This is a genomic window from Brevibacterium zhoupengii (assembly GCF_021117425.1).
In the GTDB taxonomy this organism is placed as follows: Bacteria; Actinomycetota; Actinomycetes; order Actinomycetales; family Brevibacteriaceae; genus Brevibacterium; species Brevibacterium zhoupengii.
In genome coordinates, this window is the sequence record NZ_CP088298.1 from 1,861,795 (window position 1) to 1,888,292 (window position 26,498).

Sequence of the window (26,498 nt, forward strand, 5' to 3'; positions counted from 1 at the left end):
GGGGCAGGAGCTCACCGGTGGGGTGGAACCTCAGGTCCTGGGGCTACTGGTCGCCGTCGTGGGAAGAACCGTACTCGAGTTCGACGACCACGCCGGTCTTCGTCACGGCTGCCCCGTGCTCGCTCACTCCCTCTTCCACCTCGATCTCGCCGGCTTGCTCTCCATCAGCGAACAGTCGCAGTCTGCGATCCTTGACCTCGGCGGTATAGGTGACCTTTGTGCCGTTGACCATAGCGGAGTCCGTGAACGATCCGTCCGCGCGCTCAATCGGGTCGACGTCTCCTGCGGGATGGTCGAAGGTCACGAAGCGTGTGAGGCGATCCGCCCGACCGTGGCTGAGACGGTGGACGAGGAGCTGGTCCTTGTTGGTTCCGGCCTGCAGGGCGAGATCGACGTAGGTGAGGTCAACGGAGTCCTGGATGGCGAAGAGGATATAGGGGCGACCATGGACGTCGATCCCGGTGGAGTTCACTCCCTGGTCAGCGAGATAGTCCTCGACCTGGTCTTCGAGAGAGAGCTTCGACTGGTGTTCCCAGACGAAGAGTCCTCCGATGGCAACGGCGATGATACCGATAGCAGCGACGAGAGCGATGATGGCCTTCTTCATGATGTGTCCTGGTTCCTTTCGTGGGGGAGTCGTGAGCGTCGTGGTGACAATGACCATCCTTCTGGCAGACGGCGGCGCTGCCGTCGGCCGAACGGCTGGAACCGATCGGCCGGATGGACGGATTTCCGTGCCGTGTCAGTGCGGTGACCTACTGTGGGTCCATGCAGAAGATGACACTGTCGGCGGCGCGCAGAACAGCAATCGCTGCAACCGGCCTCGACCGGCCGCGCCCGGTCCAGGTGACGGCCCGACACCTGAAATCGACCTTCGCCCGATTGGGTCTGACCCAGATCGACTCGGTCTCACGCGTGGTGCGCTCGCACTATCTGCCCTACTTTTCGCGGCTGGGACCCTATCCGCGAGAGACCCTTGACCGGCTCTTCTACTCAGCACCTCGCATGGGCGTCGAATACTGGGCCCATGCTGCGGCCTTCATCCCGCCCGAGACCTGGCACCATTTCGAACGCACACGGACCGAATGGTGGCGCAACGACTACGGACAGCGTCATCCCGAGAGCGGACCGGCCTTCCGCGCCCTGCAGCGCTCTGTCCTCGAGGTTTTGGAATCCGGGCCGAAAACCGCCCGCGCGGTGTCGGACCTCGTCGACCACGAAATCCCCGAACGCGACCGCGATCATTGGGGATGGAACCCCAGCCAAGTCAAGATCGCGCTGGAAGCGCTGTTCGCCGGCGGCATCATCAGCGCTGCAGGGCGCAACGAACACTTCGAACGCGTCTACGCCCTTCCGCACGACGTCAGCCCATCGCTGGTGCAGACTGAACTCGCCTATGGACCTGCCGCCGATCCAGAGCTCGGCCTCGACCCGACTGCCGAACTGCCCCGAGGCGTATCAGGCACTGCCAACGACGTGCTCGCCCTGACCAGGATCGCCGCCCAGGCCCTGGGCATCGCACGACCGGACTGCCTCGCTGACTACTTCCGGCAGCGGCGCGTGCCCACCGACGAAGCGATCACCTCGCTGCTGGCCACAGGTGAACTCATCGAGGTCGACGTTGCCGGCACGCGGGCGCTGAAATGGCATGCGGCGAGAACCCCTCGCTCAGTATCGGCTCGTGCACTCCTGGCCCCATTCGATCCCCTGGTCTTCTACCGCCCGCGGATCGAATGGCTGTTCGACTTCCACTATCGGATCGAGATCTACACTCCGGCCAAGGACCGAGTCCACGGGTACTATGTGATGCCGTTCCTCCTCGGCGATCGCCTCGTCGGTCGAGTCGACCTGCACCGGGACCAGGCTGCCGATACGCTCCGGGCGCTGAAGGTGACCTGGGAGCCCGGCGAAGAGCATGAAGAGGAACTGGCGCTGGAGCTGTGCGAAATGGCGAAGTGGCTCGGATTGGGTGCCGTGGATATGAGCGGTACTCACCTGCCATTAAGCTAGGGAATATAGAGTCGTTCGAGTTGTTGTCAGGCATTCATGCCGATTAGGAGAAAAGTGGCTAATTTCCTCGAGAAGCTTCTGCGCACCGGTGAGGGACGCACGCTGAAGAAACTCCGCCAGTACACGGAAGCGATCAACGCGCTGTCCGAGGAGTTCAGCGAGATGTCAGACGCTGAACTGCGAGAGGAAACAGATCGTTTCAAGAAGCGCTATCAGGAGGGCGAGACCCTCGATTCGCTGCTTCCGGAGGCCTTCGCCGCAGTTCGCGAGGCCTCGGGCCGGACCCTGGGCATGCGCCACTTCGACGTCCAGCTCATGGGCGGAGCGGCACTGCACCTGGGCAACATCGCCGAGATGAAGACCGGTGAAGGCAAGACCCTGGTCGCCACCGCTCCGGCCTATCTCAATGCGCTCACCGGCGGATCCGTGCACATCATCACGGTCAACGACTACCTGGCAACCTATCAGTCCGAACTCATGGGCCGTGTGTTCCGATTCCTCGGTATGGAGACCGGCTGCATCCAGGCGAACATGTCCTCGGACAACCGTCGCAAACAGTACGCCGCGGACATCACCTACGGGACGAACAACGAGTTCGGGTTCGACTACCTGCGCGACAACATGGCCTGGTCGGCCGACGAACTGGTCCAGCGCGGACACGCCTTTGCGATCGTCGACGAGGTCGACTCGATCCTCATCGACGAGGCCCGTACCCCGCTCATCATCTCCGGCCCAGCCGAAGGCGACGGCAACCGCTGGTACGAAGAGTTCGCCAAGGTCGTCAAACGGCTCAAGACAGATCGTGACTACGAAGTCGATGAGAAGAAGCGCACCGTGGGTGTTCTCGAACCCGGCATCGAACGAGTCGAGGACTACCTGGGCATCGGGAACCTCTACGATGCGGAGAACACCCCGCTGATCAGCTTCCTCAACAATGCGATCCGGGCGAAGGAGCTCTTCAAAAAGGACAAAGACTATGTGATCCTCGACGACGAAGTGCTCATCGTCGACGAACACACGGGTCGTGTGCTCAAGGGACGTCGCTACAACGAGGGCCTGCATCAGGCCATCGAAGCCAAGGAGAACGTCAAAGTCCAGGCTGAGAACCAGACCCTGGCGACGATCACCCTGCAGAACTTCTTCCGTCTCTACGACAAGCTCTCCGGTATGACCGGTACGGCCGAGACCGAGGCCGCGGAATTCATGTCGACCTACAAGCTCGGTGTGGTGCCGATTCCCACGAACAAGCCGATGCAGCGCATCGACCAGTCGGACCTCGTGTACAAGAACGAGGTCGCGAAGTTCGATGCCGTTGTCGACGACATCGCTGAGCGCCATGAGACCGGACAGCCGGTGCTCGTCGGCACCACCAGCGTGGAGAAGAGCGAATACCTCTCCAAACACCTGAAGAAGCGCGGCATCCGCCATGAGGTGCTCAACGCGAAGAACCACGCGGGTGAAGCCTCGATCGTGGCCATGGCCGGCCGGAAGGACGCTGTGACAGTGGCGACGAACATGGCCGGTCGCGGTACCGACATCATGCTCGGAGGCAACGCCGAGTTCATCGCCGTGGCCGAGATGGAGAAGCGCGGCCTTGACCCGCAGGAAGACGAAGAGCAGTACGAGGCGCAGTGGCAGGACGTCCTCAAGGCCGCAGAAAAGCGAGTCAAGAGTGAGGCCGAAGAGGTCGTCGAGGCCGGAGGTCTGTACGTCCTGGGCACCGAACGTCACGAATCCAGGCGCATCGACAACCAGCTGCGGGGCCGTTCAGGACGTCAGGGCGACCCGGGAGAGAGCCGCTTCTACCTCTCGCTGACCGATGATCTGATGCGACTCTTCGGCTCCGGTGCCGCTGAACGGATCATGGCCACCGCCAATGTTCCCGATGACGTGCCGCTGGAATCCAAGATGGTCTCCAGAGCGATTCTCTCCGCGCAGTCTCAGATCGAACAGCGCAATGCCGAACAGCGCAAGAACGTCCTCAAATACGATGACGTTCTCAACCGTCAGCGCACAGTGATCTACGATGAGCGTCGCAGCGTTCTCGACGGGGCGGATCTGGAAGACCAGGTTTCGAAGTTCCGTGAGGAGGTCATCGACGCCTATGTCGCCGAGGCGACCACCGGTCCTGTCGAGGACTGGAAAGTGGGCGAACTCTTCGAAGCACTGGGCAAGATCTATGAGCCCTCCATCACCGAAGAGGACCTGGCCGACGAGGTCGGCGGAATCGGAAACCTGACGAAGAACCGACTCAACCGTGAGATTCAGTCCGACATCGAGGTGTTCTACGAGCAGCGCGAGGAGACTCTGGGCGAAGAGGCAACCCGTGAACTCGAACGACGGGTCGTGCTCTCGGTCATCGACAAGCGGTGGCGTGAACACCTCTACGAGATGGACTATCTGAAGAACGGCATCGGTCTGCGGGCCATGGCGCAGAAGGATCCGTTGGTGGAATACCAGCGCGAAGGCTTCGACATGTTCAAGACCATGCAGGATGGGATCAGGGAGGACGTCGTCCGCCTCACCAATACCCTGCAGGTGACCGTGAATCGGGCCGAAGACGCAACCGACTCTGACTCCGAGGTCGAGGTCGATGCGGCAGAGCTGCGTCACACCACACCCAAGATGCAGCTGTCCGCCCCATCCGAGGACGGCTCATCCTCGCTGTCCGAATCCGAGGATGAGGCTGACGGGGCCGAACAGCCGGCCAACCGTGCCGAGCGTCGCGCGAAGAAGAAGGCGAAGAGCTGACTCTTCGACTCTGACGGCGAGTTCACATCGTCTGCAGAGCAGTCATCGTCCACCGGGTGGTGAGCAGTTCCAAGCGAATTGCCACCGCCCGGAAGCGACTCTGGGTGCGGACGATGACGGTGACCTCGGCGATGTCGCCTGTGACCCGACAGACTCGTGCATTTCCTGCCTGCAGAGTGCGTGATGGCCCGAGCTCACCGACCGGCTTGGCCGGTGCCACCTCGGCGCGCAGTTGGGCACGCTGATCGATCTTCTCCAACAGTCCCCGGTCGACCCAACGGGAGATCGAATCGCTGCGCCGAACGCCAGCGAAGATCTCCAGGCACGCCACCGCCAACGATGTCGCCGTCGCTGCGATGCGGCTGTCATCCTTGTCATCCGCGACAATGTTCGGCTTAACTGCTGGGGCGTTGCCGATCAGGTTCCGTCGTGTGTTGGTACGTGGTGTGCTGGCCACTCGAGGGCGCGAAAGCACCAGTGGGGCGGTCATGGCTGAATCTCCAATCGTTGGCCGGGCATGATGAGGTTCGGATTCGCGCCGATGACGTCCTTGTTTGCCGAATAGATGTCATCGACGATGTCATGAGTTGTGCCACCGCTCGAGGGCTGTTTGACCGCGATCGACCACAGACTTTCCCCGACCCCGACGATATGAACACCAGCCTCGTCGTCGGTGCCGGTTGGTGCCGAGTCTCCACTGCCTGCATCTTCGTCAGGCGCACCGGAGTCGACAGCCGGTCTGTCCTGTCCCGGGGGAGACGAGGGGCCAGGACCGTGTGGGTCGGTATCTGCAGGGGGTGGAACTGTCGGCCAGCCGGGGTCCAGCGAGGGATCGTCGGATACTGCAGTCGGCCAGCCCGGATCGAGCGCGGCATCCGGTACGTCAGCAGCTGCGGAGCCTGGTGCGGCCTTTGGTGCGGCAGCAACAGCAGCATAGTGAGCTTCTTGTGCGGGTGGGTCTGCCGGCAGTGGAGCGGCCTGGGCCGCGTGAAGTGTCAGGCTCGCCGAGGCCACAGCGAGAACACTCGAGCGCAGCACGGCGGGTACGATGCGCAGCGCCGCTCCTGTGGCCCAAGTTCTCACCCGGCCACGGGGTAGGAATCTGATCAGCATCGTCAGCAGAGACACCGCGCCGAGCCGCGAGGACAGCATCGCAGCTGTGCCGACGATGATGAGGAGGACGAGATCGGTGGTGCTGCGTGGCGCTGGGAGGTGAATCCACGTGGTGATGAACGCACCGATCAGACAGAGCCAGGAGATGGTGCAAGCTGCCAGCAGATACATGAGAGCGATCCTTCTTTGGAAACGTATACCAATGATGGCGTTAGATAGTGTTTGCTGTCAATAGACGAATCTAACTACAATCGCGTAGTTCTCGTAATCGGGTCGGTATCCCTTGCCTGAGGCTCGTCGCTGCGGCAGGCTTCACATCATGGACGATCGGATTGATGCTCTCCTTGCAGATGTCGAGGCAACGCATGCGGCTGGGCAGGCCCATGCCAGGCGAGGGGAGTTCAGTGATGAAGTCGCGGTCCATGCCGCGCAGCGCACCCTGCTCGAGCGGATGCGTGGAGCGCTCGGTCAGGCGGTGCAGCTGGTGGTCGCTGATCGGGAGATATCAGGGACCGCCGTCTTCCTCGGAGATGGAATCTTCGTCATCGCCGGCGTCGAGACAGTGGTCGTGGCGATCGACTCGATCCGAGAGATTCGCACCCGGTCCAGGACGCACAGGTATGAACCCGGTTCCTTGGAGCGGTTGGGGATGGCGTCGGCGCTGCGGCGCTTAGCCGCCGACCATGAGGAGATCTCGCTGGAATTAGCTGGGGGTGGCGGGACGATCCGTGGGCGCAGCGACATGGTCGCCTCTGACTATGTTGAGATCTCAGGTCGGATCATTCCGCACCGCGCGATCGTGCTGGTGCGTGCCAGGGTCAACCCATTCGCCTAGGTGACGTTGACGGGTCGATCGGCCGTAGTTGCTTCAGTCTTCGAGCGAGCCGGTCTTGATCTCGTGCTCGGTGCGTTCGTACATCCGCTGGATGTATGCCTCGATCTCGGTCTTCTCCACACGCCACTGTCCGCGTCCGCCGACTTTGATGGCGCGCAGGTCGCCGGTGCGGACCAGCGCCCGCGCCTGGGCGATCGAGACATTGAGCAGATCGGCCACATCGGTAAGCGGCAGGAAGCGATTTTCGACGACCATGAGGGCCCCTTCTCATTCCAGGTGACTGATTGCTTGGTGACTATTTTTGCCAAAACCATTGCTTTGACCTCGTTTGGTGTTCAATACTATCACTCAGAAACAGTTCCTGTCATGGGAAATTTTCCAAAGGTGGAGAAGCAATGGAGCTCTCAAAACGAATTCGTCGGCCGAAGTGGACCGATGCCAGGCTGCTGGTCGGAGCGGTCCTCGTCGTCGTGGCCATCGTCGCGACCTATCTGCTCATCAGCACCGCGAATGCGACGACCCGTGTGTGGGCCAGCGCCTCGCCTCTGGTCCCAGGTCAGGTGGTCAGTGCGGACGATCTCACGGTGGCCGAAGTGAACCTGGCCGACATCGGAGATAAGTACCTGTCTGCCGATGCCGGCATCCCGGAGAGCTCGAGCGTGCGCACGGTGATCGCCGCCGGTGAGCTGCTGCCGGCCTCGGCGCTGGCTCCCGTCGCTGAACTGAAGGGAAGAGTTGTGGCCATCGATGTCGCAGGTTCTGTCCCGACGGTCGTGGACACAGGCAGCCTGGTCGATGTCTGGGCGCAGCCGGAGTCGAAGGGTCTCGACGATGAGGGGCTCGACCCGCAGCAGATCGTGACCTCGGCACCGGTATCGAACATCTCGCGTGAGGTCGGCAGCTTCGGTGTCGGAGACGGCGCGAGGATCGAGGTGTTCGTCGCCAGCACTGAACTCGCCGAGGTCCTGGGAGCACTCGACGGCAACAGCGTTCTCTCCGTCGTCGGCGCTCCTGCTGCAGTCAAGGCTGAGGGCGGCCAGTCATGACGCAGGTCCTCCTGGCTGTGGACTTCGAATTCGATCTCATCCTGTTCGAGCTCCTCAGCGAGGTCGACGAGGTCACCATCGTCGCGCGCCCCGCGGACGAGGTCGAACTGCTGGCGCTGTGTCGGACCGGCAGTGCCGATGTGGTCATCGTCGGTCAGTACTTTCCCGGACTCGACGCGCAGGTCGTTGCATCGATTCTGGCGACGGGGACAGCGGTGCTGGGGTTCGGCAACGACACGGGAGCGTTGACGGCACTCGGCATCAGCGCCAGCGTCCCGTCGACTGCCGATGCTGAGACTGTCGCGCAGGCACTCAACGACACTCGTGACTCCACCGTGGTCCCGCCTCGGCCCGTCGCTCCACCTGGATCGGCGAGAGGGCAGGGCCGCATCGTCACGATCTGGGGCACCGGATCCTCTCCCGGTCGCACTCTCACGGCGGTCAACCTCGGCGATCATGGGGCGAGACAAGGGCACCGCAGCGTCGTCGTCGACGCGGACACCGTCGCCGCGATGGTGGCCACGACTCTGGGTCTGACGGAGGAATCCGCGCACCTGGCGAGCCTGTGTCGACTTGAGGCGGAGAAGGCGCCGCCACTGGACATCTCCGGTGTTCCGCATGCTGCGGTACGCGAAGACTTTCATGCCATCACCGGTTTGACCGGGCCCGACAGGTGGCCGGAAGTGCGTGCCTCGGTCCTTAGCGCGGTGCTGGCCCGCCTGGCGAAGATGTTCGATCTCGTGGTCGTCGATGTCTCCGACCGAGTGGACCCCGATGATGACTTCGCCGATCCGTTCTATGACAGGCACTGTGCAACCCGGGCTGCTCTGGATGCCGCCGACGAGGTGCTCGTCCTCGCTGCCGGTGACCCGATCGGACTGCAGCGGCTCGTCAAACTGTTGGGCACCGACAGAGTCGAGTCGCTGGGTTCGCGAATGCGCATCGGCATCACGAAGGTCCGCTCGTCAGCGGTCGGCCACCCCGCCGAGGCGCGAATCCGTGAGGTGTTGGCCAGGTTCGTTCGTCGGGATCCCGACTTCATCTTCAGCGATGATCGGGTGACGGTCGATGCGGCGATGCTGGCCGGACACACGCTCCACGAGGAGAATCCGAAATCGGTGCTCAGTCAGGATTACGCTGCAGCGGTGGCCGAACTGCTTCCGGCACGGAAGCGTTCCCGTAAGGCAGGTTCGGGGCGGAGGGTGAAGTCCCTTTAGGATTGGAGCATGTCGATTCGCTGCTATATCCCGACCACATTGGACGCACTTCGCCGAGGACTCGCCTCGGTGCATGCGGTCGCTCCCGATGCACACGGTCGAGGGCTCGGTGGAGATGAACTCGAGGCGCGTGAGTTCGACGCTCTCTACATCGCAGCTGCGCTGGCCGCTACCCAGTCGTTCGAGGCCGCTGCCGCAACCACGAGTGAGCCCTCGCCACGCGCCGTCGTCGCCTACGACGCCTCCGATTCGGTTGCCGGTGAAGAGCTGGTCGAAGGTTTCGATCTGCTCAGCCTTCCCAGCGTCGACATGACGTCTATCGTGAGCATCCACATCGACGAGGTCGAGGCCTGGGAAGAAGCGGCCGCCATCGGAGCCGACGGTGGACACGAAGCCGCGGAGGACCACCTCGGCGACTCGGATCTGCTCTGGTATGACGCCACCGAGCTGCCTCAGCTGCTGCATGAGAACAGCTGAGACCGGGCTGCCCGCAGTCTCAGGCTCGTTCGAGCTTATTCAGCCGATCGTCCAGACGGTTCTGCAGAATGGGCACCACGGCCTGCTCGATCATCGACCCGAACAGGGGGATCGAAGAGCTGATCTCAGCGCGCACCGACAGTGATGTCTTCGCGACCTGCTGAGTCAGCGTGATGAGTGCATCGATCTCAACGGGCACTCCGGCTGCGTGGGCGGTCATCCTGATCTCCGCGCTGTCACCGATGACGTCGCCGGGAATCATGTAGACCTCAACGAGTTCGGCAGCAGCAGGCAGGTGAGAGGCCAGGGCCGAGGGCATCTCATCCTTGGGCAGCGGAGTCTTCACCGTCACCTCGGTATCGGGATCGATCCGTTCTGCCTGGGCTTCGTATCCCAGGGACTGCCACGTTGAAGCATCGGCAAGTCTGAGGAGAAAATCGGACAGAGATTCCGAGTAATCATGGTTGAGAGTCAGAGTTCGCATAGCTCCAGTTTGCCAGTAGTTCAGCGTCCTGGCCCAGCATCGCTGTCGGCGTGCCTTTCTGGGCATTTGAGCATAGTGTGGGTGATGGCGGTTCGACGTCGAATCGCAGTAAATTTTGCGCGCTGATCGTAGAGGTGACATGGTGTCTCAGGTCTCATATTCGGACATTGCAGAAGAGTGGAGGAAGCAGAGGGGACAAGGTGCCCCGGAGAACTTCATCGAGGCGTACTATCCGCGTTTCGAACCGGGTACCTCCGAAGCAGGAACAGAGGCGTTGGCCGCAGCAGCCGCCTCACACTATGCACTGGGACTCGAGTACGACGGCAGATCACCGCAGATCTCCATCTACAACCCGGATATCGACTCTCCCGAATTCCGCGACAATCACACTGTCATCGCGATGGTCCTCACCGATATGCCCCACCTGGTGTCCTCGATCGTCAGCGATCTGGCCACGAGCGGCCGTGCCATCCGACAGGTCCACCACCCCATCATCGCCGTCGAAGGTCAGGGCTCTGGCCTGTCGGTGCTCTCCCGGGCCGAGGCGCCGGCCGTGTCTGCCGATACCGCGGGTATCCCACTGATCTCTGAGACCGAGGAGACGCACGGGTCAGACCTTCCTCAGCAGCAGTCGTGGATTCGTCTTGAGATCGATCGACTTCCCGAAGAAGACCTCCCCGGGCTGAAGGACCAGCTGCGCAGCGTCCTCGACTATGTGGCAGCCGCTGCCACCGATGCCAGCGCCATGGCGATCCGTGCCAAGGACATCGCGAAGGAACTGCAGGCCCAGCCCCCGCGTCCGGAACTCGCCTCCGAAGCTGAAGCCGCAGCGGAACTGCTCAACTGGCTCGACGGTCACTTCACCTTCCTCGGATACCGTGAGTACGACTACTCCCACGATGAGAGTCAGAGCAGCCTCGAACCGATCGAGCACACGTCGCTGGGCATCTCCACCCTGCGGCCGCTGGCGAAGTCGCCGCTGAGCCGGGCTGTGGCAGACAAGGCCCGCGAACCTCACGTTCTGGTGCTGACGAAGGCGAACTCACGCTCCCGCGTCATCCGTGGCTCGTTCATGGACTACATCGGCGTGAAGACCTTCGACTCGGCCGGTGAGATCGTCGGTGAGCGCCGCTTCGTCGGCGTGTTCAAACCTGAGTTCTACAACGACAGCGTGCTCAACATCCCGGTCATCAACCGCAAGGTGCGCAAGATATTGTCGGCCAGCGGGTTCCCCGCCGGTTCCCATTCGGCCAACGAACTCCTGGGCGTCCTCGAGACCTACCCGCGCGATGACCTCCTGCACGACACAACGGAGGCGATCTTCGACGTCGTCATGCAGATCGTCGACATGCAGGAACGTCGCCAATCACGGGTCTTCGTCCGCCGCGACCCATACCAGCGATTCGTCTCCGTCATCCTCTACCTGCCCCGCGATCTCTACGACACGGCCGCGCGCATGCGCGTCCAGGAAGTGCTGCGGAAGTTCTACAACGCTGAGAGCGTCGACTTCGACGTGCTGCTGACCGAATCGGCATTGGCTCGCATTCACTTCGTGGCCCGTGTCGGTCGTGACATGGAACTGCCGCAGATCGACCCCCAGACTGTGGAGAAGCGGATCGTCGGCGCCGTGCGTTCCTGGTCCGAAGACGTCCACGCCTTCCTCGCCCCCACAGAGCGAGGCGACAACGACAGCTCCGTGGCACGCGCCAACCGGTGGTCGAAGGCGTTCCCGCCCAGCTACGAAGAACATCATTCTCCCGCCGAGGCCATCGCCGACGTGGCCCGCTTCGAGGCGTTGGAGACCGGTCAGGGTCCCGCGGTTCGTCTCTATCGTCCCGGGGACACCTCGGATGCTCCGGTGCGGTTGGCCCTCTACCGCAACGAACGAGTCGGACTTTCAGAAGTGCTTCCGTTCCTCACCGCCTTCGGCGCGACCGTTCTCGATGAACGTCCCCATGAGCTCGACCTCGCTGACGGGGAACACCGCTACATCTACGACTTCGGTCTGACCTTCCCCGAGACCCTCGACGATGGTGACTGTGCACGGATCTCCGATGCGTTCATCGCCGGGTGGGACAGCAAGAAGGAAGCCGGAGTCTTCGACCGTCTCGTCGTGTGTGGAATGCACTGGAAGCATGTCACGATCATCCGCGCCTTGGGCAAATACCTGCGCCAAGCCGGCTTCACGTACTCCGACGCTTACGTCGGTGAGGTCTACAGCGACAATCCGGAGATCTCGCGACTGCTGGTGGACTACTTCTTCGCGAAGTTCGACCCCACCGCTGACGACGCCGGACGCGATGACAGGATGACCGAGCTCAACACGTCAATCGAGTCGGCACTCAGCGATGTCGCCAGCCTCGACGCGGACCGTGTCCTGCGGTCCTCTCTCGAGCTGCTGCGCGCAACAGTGCGGACGAACTACTTCCTGGACGAGGACGGCGAGCTGCCGACTGCGCTCGTACTCAAGATCCGTGCCAACGAACTCAGCTTCGTGCCCAAGCCCAAGCCGGCGCTGGAGATGTGGGTGTACTCGCCTCAGGTTGAGGGCGTGCATCTGCGCTTCGGCACAGTGGCCCGCGGCGGCCTGCGTTGGTCTGATCGACGAGACGACTTCCGTACCGAGGTCCTCGGCCTCGTCAAAGCCCAGATGGTCAAGAACGCACTCATCGTTCCGACCGGCGCCAAGGGCGGATTCTTCCCCAAGCAGCTGCCGCCGATGAGCGACCGCGATGCGTGGATGGCTGCCGGTCAGGCCGCCTACGAGGTCTTCATCGAAAGCCTTCTCGAAGTTGCCGACAATCTCGTCTACGGCGCTGACGGCACGCAAGAGGTCGTCCACCCGGACCGTGTGGTCCGACACGACGGCGATGACTACTACCTCGTCGTCGCCGCCGACAAGGGCACCGCACGATTCTCGGACGTGGCCAACGCGATTGCCGAACGCCGAGACTTCTGGCTCGGCGACGCCTTCGCCTCCGGTGGTTCCGTCGGCTACGACCACAAGAAGATGGCCATCACCTCCCGCGGTGCCTGGAAGTCCGTCGAACGACACTTCCGTGAACTTGGGGTCAATACCGCAGCTGACGACTTCACAGTCGTGGGCATCGGTGACATGAGCGGTGACGTCTTCGGCAACGGCATGCTGCGCAGTGAGCACATCCGCCTCGTCGCAGCCTTCGACCACAGAGACATCTTCCTCGACCCGAACCCCGATGCCGCACGCAGCTTCGTGGAACGCAAACGACTCTTCGACCTGCCGCGCTCCAGCTGGCAGGACTACGACCGGGAGCTCATCTCCAACGGAGGCGGGGTCTTCCCCCGATCGGCGAAGTCGATCGACCTCAGCCCCGAAGCCGCCGCAGTTCTCGGCCTCGAACCAGGCAAGCGCAGCCCCGCCGAACTGATGTCGCAGATCCTCAAGGCCCCGGTCGACCTCGTCTACAACGGCGGCATCGGCACCTACATCAAGTCCTCGGATGAGAGCCACGCCGATGTCGGCGACAAGGCCAACGACGCCATCCGCATCGACGGTCGCGACGTGCGCAGCCGGGTCGTCGGAGAGGGCGGCAACCTCGGTGTGACCCAGCTGGGACGTGTCGAAGCGGCATTGAACGGTGTGGCCATCAACACCGACGCCGTCGACAACTCGGCAGGCGTGGACAGCTCCGACCACGAGGTCAACATCAAGCTGCTTCTGCGCACCCTGCTCCACAAGGGGGCCTTCGCCGCTGAAGATCGCGAACGTGTGCTCCTGTCCTTCACCGATGATGTTGCTGATCGGGTGCTGTCGAACAACTACGCCCAGAACGTCGTCCTCGGCGAGGCGCGGGCGCAGACCGAATCGATGTCAGGCACCTACGGCCGGATGCTGAGCTATTTGGAGAAGAACGCCGACCTCGATCGTCAGGTCGAGTTCCTGCCCGATGCGCAGGAACTGACCAAGCGCGAGTTCAGCTCCTATGTCTCCCCGGAGTTGGCGGTTCTGCTCGCCTACGCCAAGATGCATGCGGCCGATGAGATCCTGGGCAGCGTGGTTCCCGACGAAGAGTGGATGAAGCGGGAACTGACCTCCTACTTCCCGGATTCTCTGGTCGAGAAGTACGGAGAGCTGATCCCGGAGCACCCCCTGCACCGGGAGATTGCGACGGCCAAGCTCGTCAACCGGATGATCGATCGCGGCGGACTCACCTACGTCTACCGCATGCTGGAGGAGACTCCGGCCTCGGTGCCGCAGATCGCCCGCGTCTTCGTCGTCGTCTCCGAGATCTTCGGACTCGATGACTTCTTCGAGGCTGTGTGCGCGCTCGACAATAAGGTGCCCACTGCTGTCCAGGTCCAACTGCAGCATGCCTATGTGCGTCTGCTCGATCGGTCATCCCGGTGGCTGGTCCAGCAGGCCCCTGACACCCTCGACGTGGACTCCGGCATCGACAGGTATGGCAGCGTCGTCGCAGCTCTGCGGGATCGGGTGCCCGACCTCGTTGACGGGTTCGACGCCGCGAGCATGAAGGCGACGGCTGAAGGCTTCATCGACGAGGGAGTGCCCAGCGAACTCGCTTGGCGAGCGGCAGCCCTGCTTGATGAGTTCGTGCTCCTCGACATTGCCCAGCTGGCTTCCCGCGCAGGTGAATCCGCCGAGGACGTCGCAGAACTCTACTACGCGGTCAACGACAAGTTCTCCGGTTCGCAGGTGCTCACTCTTATCGGCGATCTTGACCGCAGCGACCGGTGGTCGGCGCTGGCGCGGGGCTCGCTGCGCGATGACTTCTACTCGGCCATCCTCTCCGTGGCCGGAACAGTCCTCGTCGCGACGGACTCGCCGATCTCCGGGACCCCGGACGAGCGAGCCGGTCAGCGACTGAGCGAGTGGCTCGAGCGCAACGACACCGTGGCCGCACGGGTGCTGGACACGACCGAGACGATCCTGGGACTCGAGACCGTTACTCAGGCCCCGCTGTCGGTGCTGCTGCGCATGATGCGCGGTGTCGTCCGCTCCTCGGCCTGGGAATCGGAGCAGGCCGTCTGAGCAGTGCCCCCAACAGATCAGTGATAGCGTCAGATCATTGCTGACGTCGACAGACTTCGCGGGCTGGAGCCTGCGGGTCTGTCGGCGTCTGTGCCGCCATCATCGGCCTGTGCCGTTGCCCACCCGGAAGAAGAACACAGTGCTCAACGAACTCCTGGCCGCCGAAGGCATCACCGACGAAACCGATGTCGAACACATCCACCTGTTGGTGGGGGACTGGCAGCTCATCGCCGACCTGTCCTTTGCCGATCTCGTGCTGTGGGTGCCCTCGGCCAGCGGGGCCTACACGGTGGTGGCGCATTCGCGTCCGACCACCGGCGCGACCCTGTTCAATCGCGACCTCATCGGAGCCCGAGCCACCGGACTCGAACGGGATCTCCTGGACACGGCGACGAGCTCACATGAGCTGGTGACGAAGGTGGCGCAGGCGAAATCCCTGGGCGTCAATGCCGGCACCGATGACACAGAAGTCTCCGCCGAGGCGGTGCCCCTGGTCCGCGGGGGAGTGACGATCGCCATCATGGTCCGCTACTCCGAGGAGGTTCGTCGCCGCGGTTCGTCACGTCTGGAGAAGTTCTACACACAGTCCGCGATGTCGTTGCTGACTATGATCGCGCAGGGCGCGTTTCCCGACCGTGAGGCTCCCAGCGGAGCCCGGCATGGCGAACCACGCGTCGGAGACGGCATCTTCATCCTTGATCGTGACTCCCACGTCCAATACGCCTCCCCGAACGCGGTCTCACTCGTGCACCGTCTGGGCCACCGCGGTGAGATAGAAGGGGACTACCTCGCCGAGGTGGTCTCGAGTCTGAGCACAGAGCTGCGTCAGGTCGATGAGACGCTTCCACTCGTGCTCACCGGTCGTGCCCCCTGGCGGACCGAACTCGAGGTCGGTCGGACGAGTGTGTCGCTGCGGGCGATCCCACTGACTGATGACGGCACGCGGACCGGCGCGATCGTCCTGGCCCGAGATGTCTCGGAGATCAGACGACGCAAGCGAGAACTGCTCTCACGCGATGCGATGATCAAAGAGATGCACCATCGGGTCAAGAACAACCTGCAGACCGTTTCGGCACTGCTGCGTCTGCAGACTCGTCGGATCGACAGCCCCGAGGCCAAGGGTGCTCTGACGGAGGCGATGCGCCGAGTCTCGATCATCGCCGTCGTCCATGATGTGCTCAGCCAGGGCGTCGAATCAGAAGTGGACTTCGACGAAGTCGTTGACAAGGGGCTGCGGCTGACCCCTGAGCTGACAAGTCCTCTTGTCCAGATCAGTCTCAAACGCTGCGGGAGCTTCGGCACGATCTCCTCCGCCGATGCCACCTCGCTGGCCTTGGCGATCACCGAGCTGATCACAAACGCGATCGAACACGGCTTCCCGGTCGCAAAGCAGGAGAGCCTCGCCCCGGGCGAGACGCTCAACGGCCACGTGTGGGTGACACCGGAACGCGAAGGTGATCATCTGCATGTCACCATCGCCGACGACGGAGTTGGCCTGGGCGATGACCACAGCCCAGGCAACGGACTGGGCACCCAGATCGTCAAGACTCTGGTGTCTGCCGATCTCGCCGGATCGATCCAATGGCAGGAACGAGAGGGCGGCGGAACCGTGGCCATCCTCGACGTGCCTTTGAGGGCCGACTCCTACGACTGAGCCCGCTGCTTGGCTCGCGTGTTCGTCGCTGATCCGCGTATCGCCTACATCTATTCGCAATTCAACTCCGTGCAAAGAGCGGATTAGGCACTAACGGTGCGGGATGAGTCAGCGACAGTCTGAGTTGCCACCATCGGGGTGAATAAGTGCCAAAGGTATGAAATACGCGCAACGAGATGGAGAACGGACTGTGGCTCGAGCAGCTGCGAGGTGTGCAGACAAATTCGTGTGCAGGCACAATCGTGTGCAGATAGATTCGTACTGGCAAGTTTGAGCGAGCTCATGTGCAGAAACAATTGAGTCCCTTGCTCAGAATGCGAAGATCTCGTATTCCGAGCAAGGGACTCAAATTGCAATCGACCGACTTCGGTCGCCGAGGGACTCAGCCAGCGCGGCGGGCACGTGCGGCGCGACGCTTGAGCGCGCGACGCTCGTCTTCACTGAGACCGCCCCAGACACCGGCATCCTGACCGGATTCCAGAGCCCACTGCAGGCAGGTCTCGACTACTTCACAGCGGCGGCATACAGTCTTAGCCTCTTCGATCTGGAGCAGGGCGGGTCCGGTGTTTCCGATCGGGAAGAACAGTTCCGGATCCTCATTGAGGCATGCTGCACGATGTCGCCAATCCATGGTGACCTTTCGACGAATTAAGTGAACGCGGTGTACGACACCCAAATTCCAGGCGCGCAACTCTCTTACCCAAGGTTCACATAACCGTTTTGGGCACACAAGGGTAATGCAGTGTGAAATTTCTGACAAATATTTTGTTCATTGTCCTGCTATGGGGCTCTGGACGCAAATTCGTCCACTATTCGTCCGAACTGTCCCTCCGGCGGTCGCCAGCACACAATCGCAATCTAGCGCGGCCCAGCTCTCAGGAGGCTCATGTTCACGGCTAGACTGACGATGAAACGACTGGTCACCTCGGTGAGGAGATCCGAACGAGGTCGGGACCAGTCGTCTCCGAGAACCGAATCGCACCGTGAACCAATGGAGGACTCATGACAACGGACAACCTTTCCCACGCACGCATCATCTCGGTCGGCGGTCACACCCCTCAGGTTGATCCCGGTGCTTTCATCGCCGCCGGCGCCACCCTCGTCGGGGACGTCAGAGTGCTGAAGGGCGCCAGCGTCTTCTACGGCTGTGTGCTCCGTGCCGAGGCCGCTCCGATCACCATCGGCGAGGACTCGAATGTCCAAGACAACACTGTCATGCACACCGACGAGGGCAAACCCGTCGTCATCGGCTCACGAGTCTCCATCGGCCACCAGGCCCTCGTCCATGGGGCGATCGTCGACGACGACGTCCTCATCGGCATGCACGCCACCGTTCTCAACGACGCCCACGTAGGAACCGAATCGCTGGTCGCAGCGGGTGCAATCGTCCTCGAAGGAACAGAGATCCCACCTCGATCCCTGGTTGCAGGAGTTCCGGCCAAGGTGCGCCGGGAGATGACCGACGACGGTGTGGAGAAGGTGCGCCAGAACGCACAGTCCTACCTGCGCCTGTCCGCGCTCCACCGGGATACCGCCGAGGTGCTTGACGAACTCTGAGGTGCCTCGCTCGGTCACCGGTGTCCCGATGGTCTCGGTATGATCCGAGCCGAAGCGTCCATTCGCCCTGCCGTCCGCTATTTGAGAGAATTGCTCTGTGAACACTGAATTTGAATCCACTGCAGATCGAGTCGTCATCATCGGCGGTGGCCCGGGCGGATACGAAGCCGCACTGGTTGCCGCACAATTGGGCGCGGACGTGATGCTCATCGAGCGCAACCGCTGCGGTGGGGCCGCCGTCCTCACCGACGTCGTCCCCTCAAAGTCACTCATCGCCACAGCGGAGATGATGGAGGAGATCGCCCGGTCCGAGAGTCTGGGCATCCGCATCTACGACAGCGAGGGCGATGACGGCGACACGGTCATCGCAGACCTCAAGGCCGTCAACAAGCGCATCCTGTCCCTGGCCGACGCGCAGGCCAACGACATCTACGAAGCCTTGGTCCGGGCCGGCGTCAAGGTGATTCAGGGCACCGCGACCCTGGCCGATCGTGACCACGTCGCTGTCGTCGAAGAAGGCGGTACCGAATACACGCTCGAAGCCTCGACGATCCTGCTGTCGGTGGGTTCCCACCCCCGTGAACTCGATTCGGCGAAGCCGGATGGAGTACGAATTCTCACCTGGACCCAGCTCTACGACCTCGATGAGCTGCCGGAGCACCTCATTGTCGTCGGTTCCGGTGTCACCGGTGCCGAATTCGCGTCGGCCTACCGTGCGTTGGGAACGAAGGTCACCCTGGTCTCCTCTCGTGAGAAGGTGCTGCCTGGTCAGGACGAGGACGCTGCCGACGTGCTGGAATACGTCTTCCGCAATAAGGGCATGAACGTTCTGTCTCGGTCGCGAGCCGACTCGGTCAAGCGCACAGGCGACGGTGTCGAGGTGACACTGTCTGATGGGCGACGAGTGGAAGGCTCACACTGCCTGATGGCGGTCGGTTCGATCCCGAACACCGAGGGCCTGGGGCTGAACACCGCCAAGGTCAAGGTCAGCGAGTCCGGGCATATCAAGGTCGACGGCGTCTCGCGCACGTCCCGCTCCGGGGTCTACGCGGCAGGAGACTGCACCGGCGTGCTTCCGCTGGCATCTGTCGCGGCGATGCAGGGCCGGATTGCGATGTTCCATGCCCTCGGCGATGCCGTGCAGCCGCTGAAGATTCGCCACGTCGCATCAAACGTGTTCACCGCACCCGAGATCGCGACCGTCGGCTTCACCCAGTCCGACTACCGCGAGAACTCGACTGACATCGACACGGTGATGCTGCCTCTGGACACGAATCCCCGTGCGAAGATGCTGGGCATCAAGGACGGGTTCGTCAAGCTCTTCGCCCGCCGAGGTTCGGGTTCGATTCTCGGTGGAGTCGTCGTCGGTCCTCGTGCCAGTGAGCTCATTCTTCCGATCACCATGGCTGTGGAGAACCGTCTGACAGTCGATCAGCTTTCAGCCTCGTTCGTCGTCTACCCGTCCGTGAGCGGGTCCCTGACCGAGGCCTCACGCCAGCTGCACCGTCACCTGTAGAAAGATTTCTCTCTCCGAACTGTCGATATCGGAGTGCCTCAACCGTCAGTATGGTGTCAGGTGCCTTCGCCTGACGTGCTCAGCTCCCGTTGACGCACATTCGAGGTAAGGAGAGAGAAATGAAGTACGTACTTCTGCTCATGGGAAATGCCGCCGATGCCGAATGCGGTACCGATGAGGGGCCCGACCCCAGCGAGTTCATGGCCTTCGACGAGGAGATCAACGCGGCGGGAATCGTTGTCGGCGGATTCGCCCTCGAAGGCCCCGAGACCGGGGTGCGCGTGAGCACCCAGGACGCAGAGACGGTGGTGACCTCGGGTCCTTTCGCCGAAAGCGGGGAATTCGTCGGCGGCAGCTACGTCATCGAGGTCGCCGACATCGATGAGGCGATTGCCTGGGCAGAGAAGAGCCCAGGGTCCTCCCTCGGCCACATCGAAATACGGCCACTCGCAGACTACTGATGGCTTCGGCAGATCGCGCCGAACCCTCGGCGGTCGCCCAGGTCCTCCACACCAGCGGTGTCGAGGATCGCGGGCGGCTGCTGGCAGGTCTGGCCACACGTTTTCACGATCTCGACTTGGCCGAGGACGCTCTGCAAGAGGCCATGGTGCGGGCTCTGGAGACATGGACCCGACGAGGTGTGCCGCGGAATCCGCAGGCATGGCTGATGACGGCTGCGAAGAATCGAGCACTCGACATCATCCGATCCGATGCGGTGAAGGCGCGCCGACTTGCCGCACTCAGAATCGAATCCGAGATCGACGAAGGCGATCATCGTGCCCACCCGGCCGACCTCGACGAGGAGCTGAGCACGGCGAACATCCCCGACGAGAGGCTGGGCCTGTTCTTCACCTGCTCGCATCCGACGTTGAAGGAACGCGAGAAGATCGCCCTCATCCTGCGTTTCCTGGCCGGTCTGAGCACCGCCGAGGTGGCCGCGGTGTTCCTCGTGGACACGACGACGATGCAGCAGCGGATCGTGAGGGCCAAGAAGCGCATCACCACTACCGGAATTCCCTTCGGCAGGCCCACAGCGGACCACCTGCATGAGCGCCTGCCCGGAGTGCTGCGCGTCGTCTATCTCATCTTCACCCAAGGCTATGTACCGACGACCGGCACTGCACACAGTCGAACCGATCTGCAGCAAGAGGCAATCACACTGGCGAGACTGCTCGTGAGGCTGCTGCCGCAGGAGACCGAGGCCAGGGGCCTGCTCTCACTCCTGCTGCTCACCGGTTCACGAGCCGGGGCGCGGACTGACCAGGCCGGACTACCTGTGCCACTGGCCGAGCAGGATCGTGGGCTGTGGGATTCGCGGCTCATCGCTGAGGGCCTGAGCCTAGCTCAGACTGCTGCAGGTGAGCCGGAAGCAGGGCCCTACACCGTGCAGGCAACGATTGCGGCGCTCCATGCCGAGGCCGTCACCTATTCGGAGACCGACTGGAACCAGATTCTCGTCCTCTACGGCATCCTCTCCAGACTGGAACCCGGCCCCGTGGTGGCGCTGAATCGAGCGGTGGCCGTGGGCAAGGCGAACGGACCGGAGGACGGGCTCAACGCGCTCGAGGAACTGGCAGCGGATCCGGGACTGGCCGACTACCGGCCTTTCCACATCGCACATGCCCTCACTCTGAGAGAGGCAGGCAAGCCCGAGCAGGCAGAGCACGCCTTCAGGATGGCACTGACCTGCCCGGGAAACGATGCCGAGTCGGACTACATCGAGGATCAGATCAGGGGTCTGCTCGCCTGAGACGCTCTCAGGCGGCGAAACGGATAATCGGCTCGCCCGACCTCACCGAGACTCCGGTGTCGACAAGCACCTCGGAGATGGTGCCGGAATGACCGGCCTTGAGCGGCTGCTCCATCTTCATCGCTTCGATGACGGCCAGAGTATCGCCTGCCTCGACGGTGTCACCGGCTGCGACGGACACGGAAACGATCGTGCCCTGCATGGGCGCATTGAGTGAGTTCGAATCGTCGGCCAGCTGCGCTCCCTTGCGGCTGAGGCTGCGTTTGCGGCGCGGGACACTCGGGCTGGGGACATGTCCGAGGTCGGAGATGACGTCCTTGGGAACTGAGACGGTCATCCGTCGCCCATCGACTTCGACCACAACGCTGAAACTGTCGGTTGCTGTACTCATCTGTTCTCCTAGTTGTGGGTCGGCGAGTGGATTGACGAATGCAGTCTCGAGCCAATTGGTCCAGACCTCGAAGTCTTGGGCGAAGGCCTTGTCTGCGACGAGGACGCGGTGCAGAGGGAGCAGAGTGGACACTCCCTCGATGCGGTACTCGTCCAATGCCCGTCGTGCCCGCGCCAATGCCTGGTTCCTGTCGGCTCCAGTGATGATGAGCTTTGCCAGCATCGGATCGAAGTCCGTGCCGACGACGCTGCCTTCTCCGATGCCTGAGTCCAAGCGCACGCCCGGCCCGGCCGGAGCTCGGTGGTTCTTCACCGTGCCGGTGGCGGGGAAGTACGTCGTGGGGTCCTCGGCATTGATCCGGAACTGGATCGAGTGCCCACGGACCTGGGGGAATGACTCGGGCAGGTGCTCACCCGAGGCGATGCGCAGCTGCCAAGCGACGAGGTCAACACCTGTGACCTCCTCGGTCACAGTGTGCTCGACCTGGATCCGTGCGTTGGCTTCCATGAAGATGATCGTGCCGTCGGTGCCGAGCAGGAACTCGCACGTAGCTGCCCCCACATAGCCGACATGGGCGAGCACGCGGATGGAAGCCTCGGTGACGAGACTTTCCTGGTCGGCGTCGAGGAATGGAGCCGGGGCCTCTTCGACGATCTTCTGGTTGCGGCGCTGCAGAGTGCAGTCGCGAGTCGAGAGGACCTGCACATTGCCATGGGCATCGGCCAGGCACTGGGTTTCGATGTGGCGTGGGCGCACGATCTGCTTCTCGATGAGGCATTCTCCGCGGCCGAAGGCACCGAGCGCCTCACGCGTGGCTGCGGTGTAGGCGGTTTCGAGGTCCGCAGCAGTGGCACAGGCACGGAAACCGCGCCCGCCGCCGCCATGGACGGCCTTGATGACGATCGGATAACCGATCCGCTGCGCTACCTCGGCGGCCTCTGCCAGATCTACAACGGCACCGTCGGAGCCGGGTGCGACGGGAGCAGAGACGGCCTCTGCGACCTCGCGAGCACCGGACTTGTCGCCGAGGAGTTCGATCGCCGCCGGGGGAGGGCCGATCCACGTCAGACCGGCGTCGATGACAGCCTGAGCGAACAGTGCATTCTCGGCCAGATAGCCGTAGCCGGGGTGGATCGCATCGGCGCCAGAGCGTTTGGCCAGGGCAAGGATCTTCTCGATGTCGAGATAGGTCTCCCCGGGACCGGCCCCGTCGAGCAGCCAGGCATCGTCAGCCAGATGCACGAAGTCAGCGTCCGAGTCTGCACGGGTGTACACGGCGATGGCCTTGACACCGAGGTCATGAGCGGCCCGGATGATGCGCAGAGCAATCTCACCGCGATTGGCGATGAGAACGCGGCGCACTGCAGCAGTGGGGACATCGGTGTGCAGCTGTGCGGTCGACTGTTCGGGGAGAACTGTGGTCATGACGCTCCTTTGTACGATCACAGAACAATTTAGAGATCGACACCAAGCGTTTGTAGGACACAGATAAAAAGTTCGGCCGAAAACTTCAATGACATCGGGCGTGTCCGTCTGCCCTCAGCGATTCTACTCTCGCGGAGACCAGAGATCGGGCCAGAACAGGCCCGCGTCGCGGACCAAATCACGGACTGCTGGGAGGCTGAGACCGAGCACGGTGAGATGGTCACCGGCAAGACTCTTGACAAAGGCCCCGCCGTAGCCGTCGATGGTCAGTGCGCCGGCCACATGGAAAGGCTCCTCGGTGGCGATGTAGGCGTCGAGTTCCTCCGGAGTGGGTTCGCCGATGAGCACCGAAGTCGTCGACCGTTTCGAGCGGAGGTCATCGAGCTCAAAGGCGGCCGCCGAGGTGCCGGTGCGCCTGAGCACAGCAACGGTGTGTCCCGTGTGCAGAGCAGTCCAGGCTCCCGCGATGTCGGCCCACACCTCACGCGTGCGCTGAGCAGTTCCGGGTTTGCCGATTGCCTGGCCATCATGTTCGAGCAGTGAATCCCCGGCGATGATCACCGCGGTATCGGCTGTGGCCAGCTGGTCAGGCGAAGTGGCGAGCACACGGTCGACGACGGCTCGTGCCTTGGCCTCGGACAGCGTCGTGGTGAGATCTGCGACCGTGCCGACGAATGCGGCTTCGAGGGCGGGCTCGTCGACCTCGGAGACGATGACGATCGGGTCGATTCCCGATGCGGTGAGGATCTGGCGACGAGACGGTGACTGCGAGGCCAGAATGACAGGGATCACGAAGCATCCTCGGAAGCGAGGGCCCGATCGAAACCTGGATCAGAATCTGCGACGACTCTCGCCGGTACCGCAGGCCCGTCTGCGGGTGCGGCGAGCTCTGCCTCAGGTGCAGTCTCCGGCTCAGTCTGAGTTTCTGTCTCCGGCGTGGGCCGGCGTGCGCCTTCGCCCTTCTCTGGGATGTCGAGACTGCGGTCGACGTCGATGGGAGCCTCGATGCGATCAGCGATCGCAGCGAGAACGGTCGAGGACAGCTGGGCGTATCCCAAAGTGCTGGGGAAGCGTCCGGACTCGTTGAGCAGCGATCTCCGTGTGGTCCCGCTCAGCGAACCGGTGGCTCGCAGCGGGGTGGCGCGGGCTGAGAGCGCGGCCAGCCATTGTGAGCCGGCAAGCACACGCGAGGTTCGCCGCAGCGAGGTCTTGAGGGGATCGCGCAGACCGGGAAGACCGCCGAGGTTGGGACACACCAGAACGAAGACGGTGTACCTGCCCTCTCTCTGCAGTCGATTGATCGCCTGAGTGAGCACGGGGATGCCGATGGTGCCGTGGATCGGGTGGATGATGTCGCCGGTGCCGATGGAGATGATCGCGAATCGACGCTGCGCGGTCCAAGACTCAGAGAGCTGACGTGAGAGCCAGGCGGAACGCAGGATCTCATCGACTTGGCGCGGCAGGTCCTCAGACAGGGCCGATGGTCGTGCTGTCGATTGGACCCGGACAGTCGTCCCGAGGATGCGGCCCAGGCCCCGGGCGATGAGGTTCGGGGGAGCCAGCGCCGGGTCATCGACATCGATTCCGCAGAGCCAGGAATCGCCGATGATCGCCAACGCGGCGGAATCTTCGTCATCGTAGTTGCGTGGGGGAGCGACCGCCTCGGCGAAGGTGGAATAGGTGCGCTGTGCGTCTTCGTCGAACGCTCTGCGGAGCGAACCCGCCTGACGACGGAGGAGACCGACGGCCGATGCTCCGACACCCACGGCCGTGCCTGTCATGGTGGCCAGAGTGTATAACATGCGTTTTCCCACGAAATTCCCTCCTTTAACCGTCATCATTGCACTTCCCACAAGCTCCCAACAACTATTGTTGAGTTATGTCTGACAATGAGAAGAAGCAATCCCCGAATCGGATCCGTGGGGCCTGGCACGCGTTCCGCAAGGGTCGAGACAACGGACGATCTCAGCCAACCGAGCAGGCTTCGCGTGTGCAGGACATCAGCGCAGAGGAGATCGCTCACAGCCGAATCGAAGCCGAAGCGGTTCCATATGTGGCTCCGGGGCTCAAGCTCGCTGCAGCATGGTCCTGGCGTTCACTTGTCGTGCTCATCGCTATCGGAGTCGCGTTCTGGCTGCTGGCGAAGATCTCCAGTGTCGTCTTGCCGGTGCTCATCGCCCTCCTGCTCACCGCGCTCCTGGCACCGTTCACCAATTGGATGGTGAGGAAGGGGTTGCCCCGAGTTGCAGCCGCACTCATCGCCTTCATCGGTTTCATCGTCGTCGTCTCCGGACTCTTCACCCTGGTCGGCCAGCAGATCTACTCAGGTATGCCGGACCTCGTCGATCAGGTCATCACCGGGTTCTCCGGAATCAGCAATTGGTTGGCCAGCAGACCCTTCGGTCTCGATGCTTCGACGGTCTCGAGCTATATTGACGACTCGCTTGATGCGGCGACGAGCTTCTTCCAGAACAACAGCTCCCAGCTGCTCGGCGGCGCGTGGCAGGCGACGTCATCGGTCGGCACATTCCTCACCGGTGCCGCCGTGTGCCTTTTCGCGACGTTCTTCTTCCTCTATGACGGAGAGAAGATCTTCCGTTGGGTGATGCGTCTGCTGCCGCTGCCGGCGCAGCCCGTTGCCACCGGAGCTTCGGAGCGGGGCTGGACCACACTCGTCCAGTACGTGCGTGTCCAGGTCCTCGTGGCCGGAGTCGACGCCATCGGCATCGGCATCGGTGCGGCGTTCTTGGGGATTCCGCTGGTCATTCCGATGACGGTGCTCGTGTTCCTGGCCTCGTTCGTCCCCGTCGTCGGTGCGATCGCCTCGGGCGTCGTGGCCGTGCTGGTCGCGCTGGTCTCAAGCGGACCGGTCAGCGCCCTCATCATGCTGGCCGTGGTCCTCGCCGTACAGCAGATCGAAAGCCAGATCCTGCAGCCGTTCCTCATGGGCAAAGCCGTGTCCGTCCACCCGTTGGCAGTCATCCTTGCAGTGACCGCCGGTGGCTTCCTGTTCGGAATCGTCGGTGCACTGTTCGCGGTTCCTCTGGTCGCCGTCCTCAATACGGTCGTGACGTACATCGTCCGGGCGAAGAAACCGGAGAACCCAGACGGCGAAGGAGACGAGGCCGCAGTCGTGTTGGAACGGGCCAAGGACAAGCTCAATACCGCCATCCACGACGCTGCAGAGGAGACATCCGCGAACGAAACTCCCAATGGGGCCAGCCGGCGCGAATGATCGGATCG

The 26,498-nt window shown here is 62.7% G+C and carries 22 protein-coding genes; 13 read left to right on the plus strand and 9 right to left on the minus strand.

Translation table 11 applies throughout. From position 1 onward, the window contains the following. Positions 1 to 43: 43 nt before the first annotated feature. Positions 44 to 607 (minus strand): hypothetical protein, encoded by a 564-nt coding sequence (locus tag LQ788_RS08380; RefSeq protein ID WP_231446671.1) that lies wholly within the window; start codon positions 605 to 607, stop codon positions 44 to 46. 161 nt (positions 608 to 768) lie between these two features. Here LQ788_RS08380 and LQ788_RS08385 point away from each other — a divergent pair, with 161 nt between their 5' ends. Both LQ788_RS08385 and secA read left to right on the plus strand, forming a co-directional pair. Further along, entirely contained in the window at positions 769 to 2,010 is a 1,242-nt protein-coding gene (locus tag LQ788_RS08385; protein WP_231446673.1) for a winged helix-turn-helix domain-containing protein, read from the plus strand. Positions 2,011 to 2,064: 54 nt separating this feature from the next. After that, positions 2,065 to 4,761, plus strand: a complete 2,697-nt coding sequence (gene secA / locus LQ788_RS08390; protein WP_231446675.1) for a preprotein translocase subunit SecA — start codon at positions 2,065 to 2,067, stop codon at positions 4,759 to 4,761. A gap of 22 nt (positions 4,762 to 4,783) precedes the next feature. On the opposite strand, the gene LQ788_RS08395 is transcribed toward secA, so the two are convergent. Both LQ788_RS08395 and LQ788_RS08400 read right to left on the minus strand, forming a co-directional pair. Then, positions 4,784 to 5,251 carry an Rv3235 family protein gene (locus tag LQ788_RS08395; RefSeq protein ID WP_231446678.1) on the minus strand — a complete coding sequence of 156 codons (468 nt, stop codon included), beginning with the start codon at positions 5,249 to 5,251 and terminating at the stop codon, positions 4,784 to 4,786. Further along, positions 5,248 to 6,045 carry a LysM peptidoglycan-binding domain-containing protein gene (locus LQ788_RS08400; protein ID WP_231446681.1) on the minus strand — a complete coding sequence of 266 codons (798 nt, stop codon included), beginning with the start codon at positions 6,043 to 6,045 and terminating at the stop codon, positions 5,248 to 5,250. Before LQ788_RS08400 ends, LQ788_RS08395 begins: the two co-directional genes overlap by 4 nt. A 148-nt stretch (positions 6,046 to 6,193) precedes the next feature. Between LQ788_RS08400 and LQ788_RS08405 the strand changes: the two genes are divergently transcribed. Further along, complete coding sequence (locus tag LQ788_RS08405) at positions 6,194 to 6,709, plus strand: hypothetical protein (RefSeq protein ID WP_231446683.1); 516 nt, start codon at positions 6,194 to 6,196, stop codon at positions 6,707 to 6,709. 33 nt (positions 6,710 to 6,742) lie between these two features. Here LQ788_RS08405 and LQ788_RS08410 read toward each other — a convergent pair whose 3' ends face one another. Continuing rightward, positions 6,743 to 6,964 carry a helix-turn-helix domain-containing protein gene (locus LQ788_RS08410; RefSeq protein WP_009884687.1) on the minus strand — a complete coding sequence of 74 codons (222 nt, stop codon included), beginning with the start codon at positions 6,962 to 6,964 and terminating at the stop codon, positions 6,743 to 6,745. A gap of 140 nt (positions 6,965 to 7,104) precedes the next feature. Here LQ788_RS08410 and LQ788_RS08415 point away from each other — a divergent pair, with 140 nt between their 5' ends. The 3 genes from LQ788_RS08415 to LQ788_RS08425 are packed head-to-tail and all read left to right on the plus strand — an operon-like array spanning position 7,105 to position 9,449. Then, positions 7,105 to 7,755: a flagella basal body P-ring formation protein FlgA gene (locus tag LQ788_RS08415; protein WP_231446684.1), complete on the plus strand. Its 651-nt coding sequence runs from the start codon at positions 7,105 to 7,107 to the stop codon at positions 7,753 to 7,755. Then, on the plus strand, positions 7,752 to 8,972 hold the full coding sequence (locus LQ788_RS08420) for an AAA family ATPase (RefSeq protein ID WP_231446687.1): 1,221 nt from the start codon (positions 7,752 to 7,754) through the stop codon (positions 8,970 to 8,972). Before LQ788_RS08415 ends, LQ788_RS08420 begins: the two co-directional genes overlap by 4 nt. Positions 8,973 to 8,981: 9 nt before the next feature. After that, complete coding sequence (locus LQ788_RS08425; RefSeq protein WP_231446689.1) at positions 8,982 to 9,449, plus strand: DUF6912 family protein; 468 nt, start codon at positions 8,982 to 8,984, stop codon at positions 9,447 to 9,449. Positions 9,450 to 9,468: 19 nt separating this feature from the next. Here the strand turns inward: LQ788_RS08425 and LQ788_RS08430 are convergent, their stop codons facing one another. After that, positions 9,469 to 9,933, minus strand: a complete 465-nt coding sequence (locus tag LQ788_RS08430) for a DUF2505 domain-containing protein (protein ID WP_231446691.1) — start codon at positions 9,931 to 9,933, stop codon at positions 9,469 to 9,471. Positions 9,934 to 10,072: 139 nt separating this feature from the next. Between LQ788_RS08430 and LQ788_RS08435 the strand changes: the two genes are divergently transcribed. Both LQ788_RS08435 and LQ788_RS08440 read left to right on the plus strand, forming a co-directional pair. After that, positions 10,073 to 14,962 carry an NAD-glutamate dehydrogenase gene (locus LQ788_RS08435; protein WP_231446693.1) on the plus strand — a complete coding sequence of 1,630 codons (4,890 nt, stop codon included), beginning with the start codon at positions 10,073 to 10,075 and terminating at the stop codon, positions 14,960 to 14,962. A gap of 139 nt (positions 14,963 to 15,101) precedes the next feature. Beyond that, the gene (locus LQ788_RS08440; protein WP_231447371.1) at positions 15,102 to 16,616 is read left to right on the plus strand and encodes a sensor histidine kinase; all 1,515 of its coding nucleotides are present in this window, start codon (positions 15,102 to 15,104) and stop codon (positions 16,614 to 16,616) included. A gap of 382 nt (positions 16,617 to 16,998) precedes the next feature. Here the strand turns inward: LQ788_RS08440 and LQ788_RS08445 are convergent, their stop codons facing one another. Beyond that, the gene (locus LQ788_RS08445) at positions 16,999 to 17,247 is read right to left on the minus strand and encodes a WhiB family transcriptional regulator (protein WP_009884680.1); all 249 of its coding nucleotides are present in this window, start codon (positions 17,245 to 17,247) and stop codon (positions 16,999 to 17,001) included. Between the two features lie 371 nt (positions 17,248 to 17,618). Between LQ788_RS08445 and LQ788_RS08450 the strand changes: the two genes are divergently transcribed. The 4 genes from LQ788_RS08450 to LQ788_RS08465 all read left to right on the plus strand — a co-directional run bounded on the left by LQ788_RS08450 (position 17,619) and on the right by LQ788_RS08465 (position 21,439). Then, positions 17,619 to 18,173, plus strand: coding sequence for a gamma carbonic anhydrase family protein (locus LQ788_RS08450; RefSeq protein ID WP_231446695.1), 555 nt, complete (start codon positions 17,619 to 17,621; stop codon positions 18,171 to 18,173). Positions 18,174 to 18,270: 97 nt separating this feature from the next. After that, on the plus strand, positions 18,271 to 19,689 hold the full coding sequence (locus LQ788_RS08455) for an NAD(P)H-quinone dehydrogenase (RefSeq protein ID WP_231446697.1): 1,419 nt from the start codon (positions 18,271 to 18,273) through the stop codon (positions 19,687 to 19,689). A gap of 119 nt (positions 19,690 to 19,808) precedes the next feature. Next, entirely contained in the window at positions 19,809 to 20,150 is a 342-nt protein-coding gene (locus LQ788_RS08460; protein ID WP_231446699.1) for a YciI family protein, read from the plus strand. Further along, positions 20,150 to 21,439 (plus strand): RNA polymerase sigma factor, encoded by a 1,290-nt coding sequence (locus tag LQ788_RS08465; protein WP_231446701.1) that lies wholly within the window; start codon positions 20,150 to 20,152, stop codon positions 21,437 to 21,439. The genes LQ788_RS08460 and LQ788_RS08465 overlap by 1 nt, the downstream gene beginning before the upstream one ends. A 7-nt stretch (positions 21,440 to 21,446) precedes the next feature. Here LQ788_RS08465 and LQ788_RS08470 read toward each other — a convergent pair whose 3' ends face one another. The 3 genes from LQ788_RS08470 to LQ788_RS08480 form a co-directional block, all read right to left on the minus strand. Beyond that, the gene (locus tag LQ788_RS08470; protein ID WP_231446703.1) at positions 21,447 to 23,255 is read right to left on the minus strand and encodes an acetyl/propionyl/methylcrotonyl-CoA carboxylase subunit alpha; all 1,809 of its coding nucleotides are present in this window, start codon (positions 23,253 to 23,255) and stop codon (positions 21,447 to 21,449) included. Positions 23,256 to 23,378: 123 nt separating this feature from the next. Then, positions 23,379 to 24,047: a Maf family protein gene (locus tag LQ788_RS08475; RefSeq protein WP_231446705.1), complete on the minus strand. Its 669-nt coding sequence runs from the start codon at positions 24,045 to 24,047 to the stop codon at positions 23,379 to 23,381. Further along, complete coding sequence (locus tag LQ788_RS08480; RefSeq protein ID WP_231446707.1) at positions 24,044 to 25,036, minus strand: SGNH/GDSL hydrolase family protein; 993 nt, start codon at positions 25,034 to 25,036, stop codon at positions 24,044 to 24,046. The genes LQ788_RS08475 and LQ788_RS08480 overlap by 4 nt, the downstream gene beginning before the upstream one ends. A 98-nt stretch (positions 25,037 to 25,134) precedes the next feature. Between LQ788_RS08480 and LQ788_RS08485 the strand changes: the two genes are divergently transcribed. Further along, positions 25,135 to 26,490, plus strand: coding sequence for an AI-2E family transporter (locus LQ788_RS08485; RefSeq protein ID WP_231446709.1), 1,356 nt, complete (start codon positions 25,135 to 25,137; stop codon positions 26,488 to 26,490). The last annotated feature ends 8 nt before the right edge of the window (positions 26,491 to 26,498 follow it).

Coding starts and splice junctions, on each gene's coding strand:
- LQ788_RS08380 (WP_231446671.1), bottom strand. CDS start 607: ATGAAGAAGGCCATCATCGCTCTCGTCGCTGCTATCGGTATCATCGCC.
- LQ788_RS08385 (WP_231446673.1), top strand. CDS start 769: ATGCAGAAGATGACACTGTCGGCGGCGCGCAGAACAGCAATCGCTGCA.
- LQ788_RS08395 (WP_231446678.1), bottom strand. CDS start 5,251: ATGACCGCCCCACTGGTGCTTTCGCGCCCTCGAGTGGCCAGCACACCA.
- LQ788_RS08400 (WP_231446681.1), bottom strand. CDS start 6,045: ATGTATCTGCTGGCAGCTTGCACCATCTCCTGGCTCTGTCTGATCGGT.
- LQ788_RS08405 (WP_231446683.1), top strand. CDS start 6,194: ATGGACGATCGGATTGATGCTCTCCTTGCAGATGTCGAGGCAACGCAT.
- LQ788_RS08410 (WP_009884687.1), bottom strand. CDS start 6,964: ATGGTCGTCGAAAATCGCTTCCTGCCGCTTACCGATGTGGCCGATCTG.
- LQ788_RS08415 (WP_231446684.1), top strand. CDS start 7,105: ATGGAGCTCTCAAAACGAATTCGTCGGCCGAAGTGGACCGATGCCAGG.
- LQ788_RS08420 (WP_231446687.1), top strand. CDS start 7,752: ATGACGCAGGTCCTCCTGGCTGTGGACTTCGAATTCGATCTCATCCTG.
- LQ788_RS08425 (WP_231446689.1), top strand. CDS start 8,982: ATGTCGATTCGCTGCTATATCCCGACCACATTGGACGCACTTCGCCGA.
- LQ788_RS08430 (WP_231446691.1), bottom strand. CDS start 9,933: ATGCGAACTCTGACTCTCAACCATGATTACTCGGAATCTCTGTCCGAT.
- LQ788_RS08435 (WP_231446693.1), top strand. CDS start 10,073: ATGGTGTCTCAGGTCTCATATTCGGACATTGCAGAAGAGTGGAGGAAG.
- LQ788_RS08445 (WP_009884680.1), bottom strand. CDS start 17,247: ATGGATTGGCGACATCGTGCAGCATGCCTCAATGAGGATCCGGAACTG.
- LQ788_RS08450 (WP_231446695.1), top strand. CDS start 17,619: ATGACAACGGACAACCTTTCCCACGCACGCATCATCTCGGTCGGCGGT.
- LQ788_RS08460 (WP_231446699.1), top strand. CDS start 19,809: ATGAAGTACGTACTTCTGCTCATGGGAAATGCCGCCGATGCCGAATGC.
- LQ788_RS08465 (WP_231446701.1), top strand. CDS start 20,150: ATGGCTTCGGCAGATCGCGCCGAACCCTCGGCGGTCGCCCAGGTCCTC.
- LQ788_RS08470 (WP_231446703.1), bottom strand. CDS start 23,255: ATGACCACAGTTCTCCCCGAACAGTCGACCGCACAGCTGCACACCGAT.
- LQ788_RS08480 (WP_231446707.1), bottom strand. CDS start 25,036: ATGACAGGCACGGCCGTGGGTGTCGGAGCATCGGCCGTCGGTCTCCTC.
- LQ788_RS08485 (WP_231446709.1), top strand. CDS start 25,135: ATGTCTGACAATGAGAAGAAGCAATCCCCGAATCGGATCCGTGGGGCC.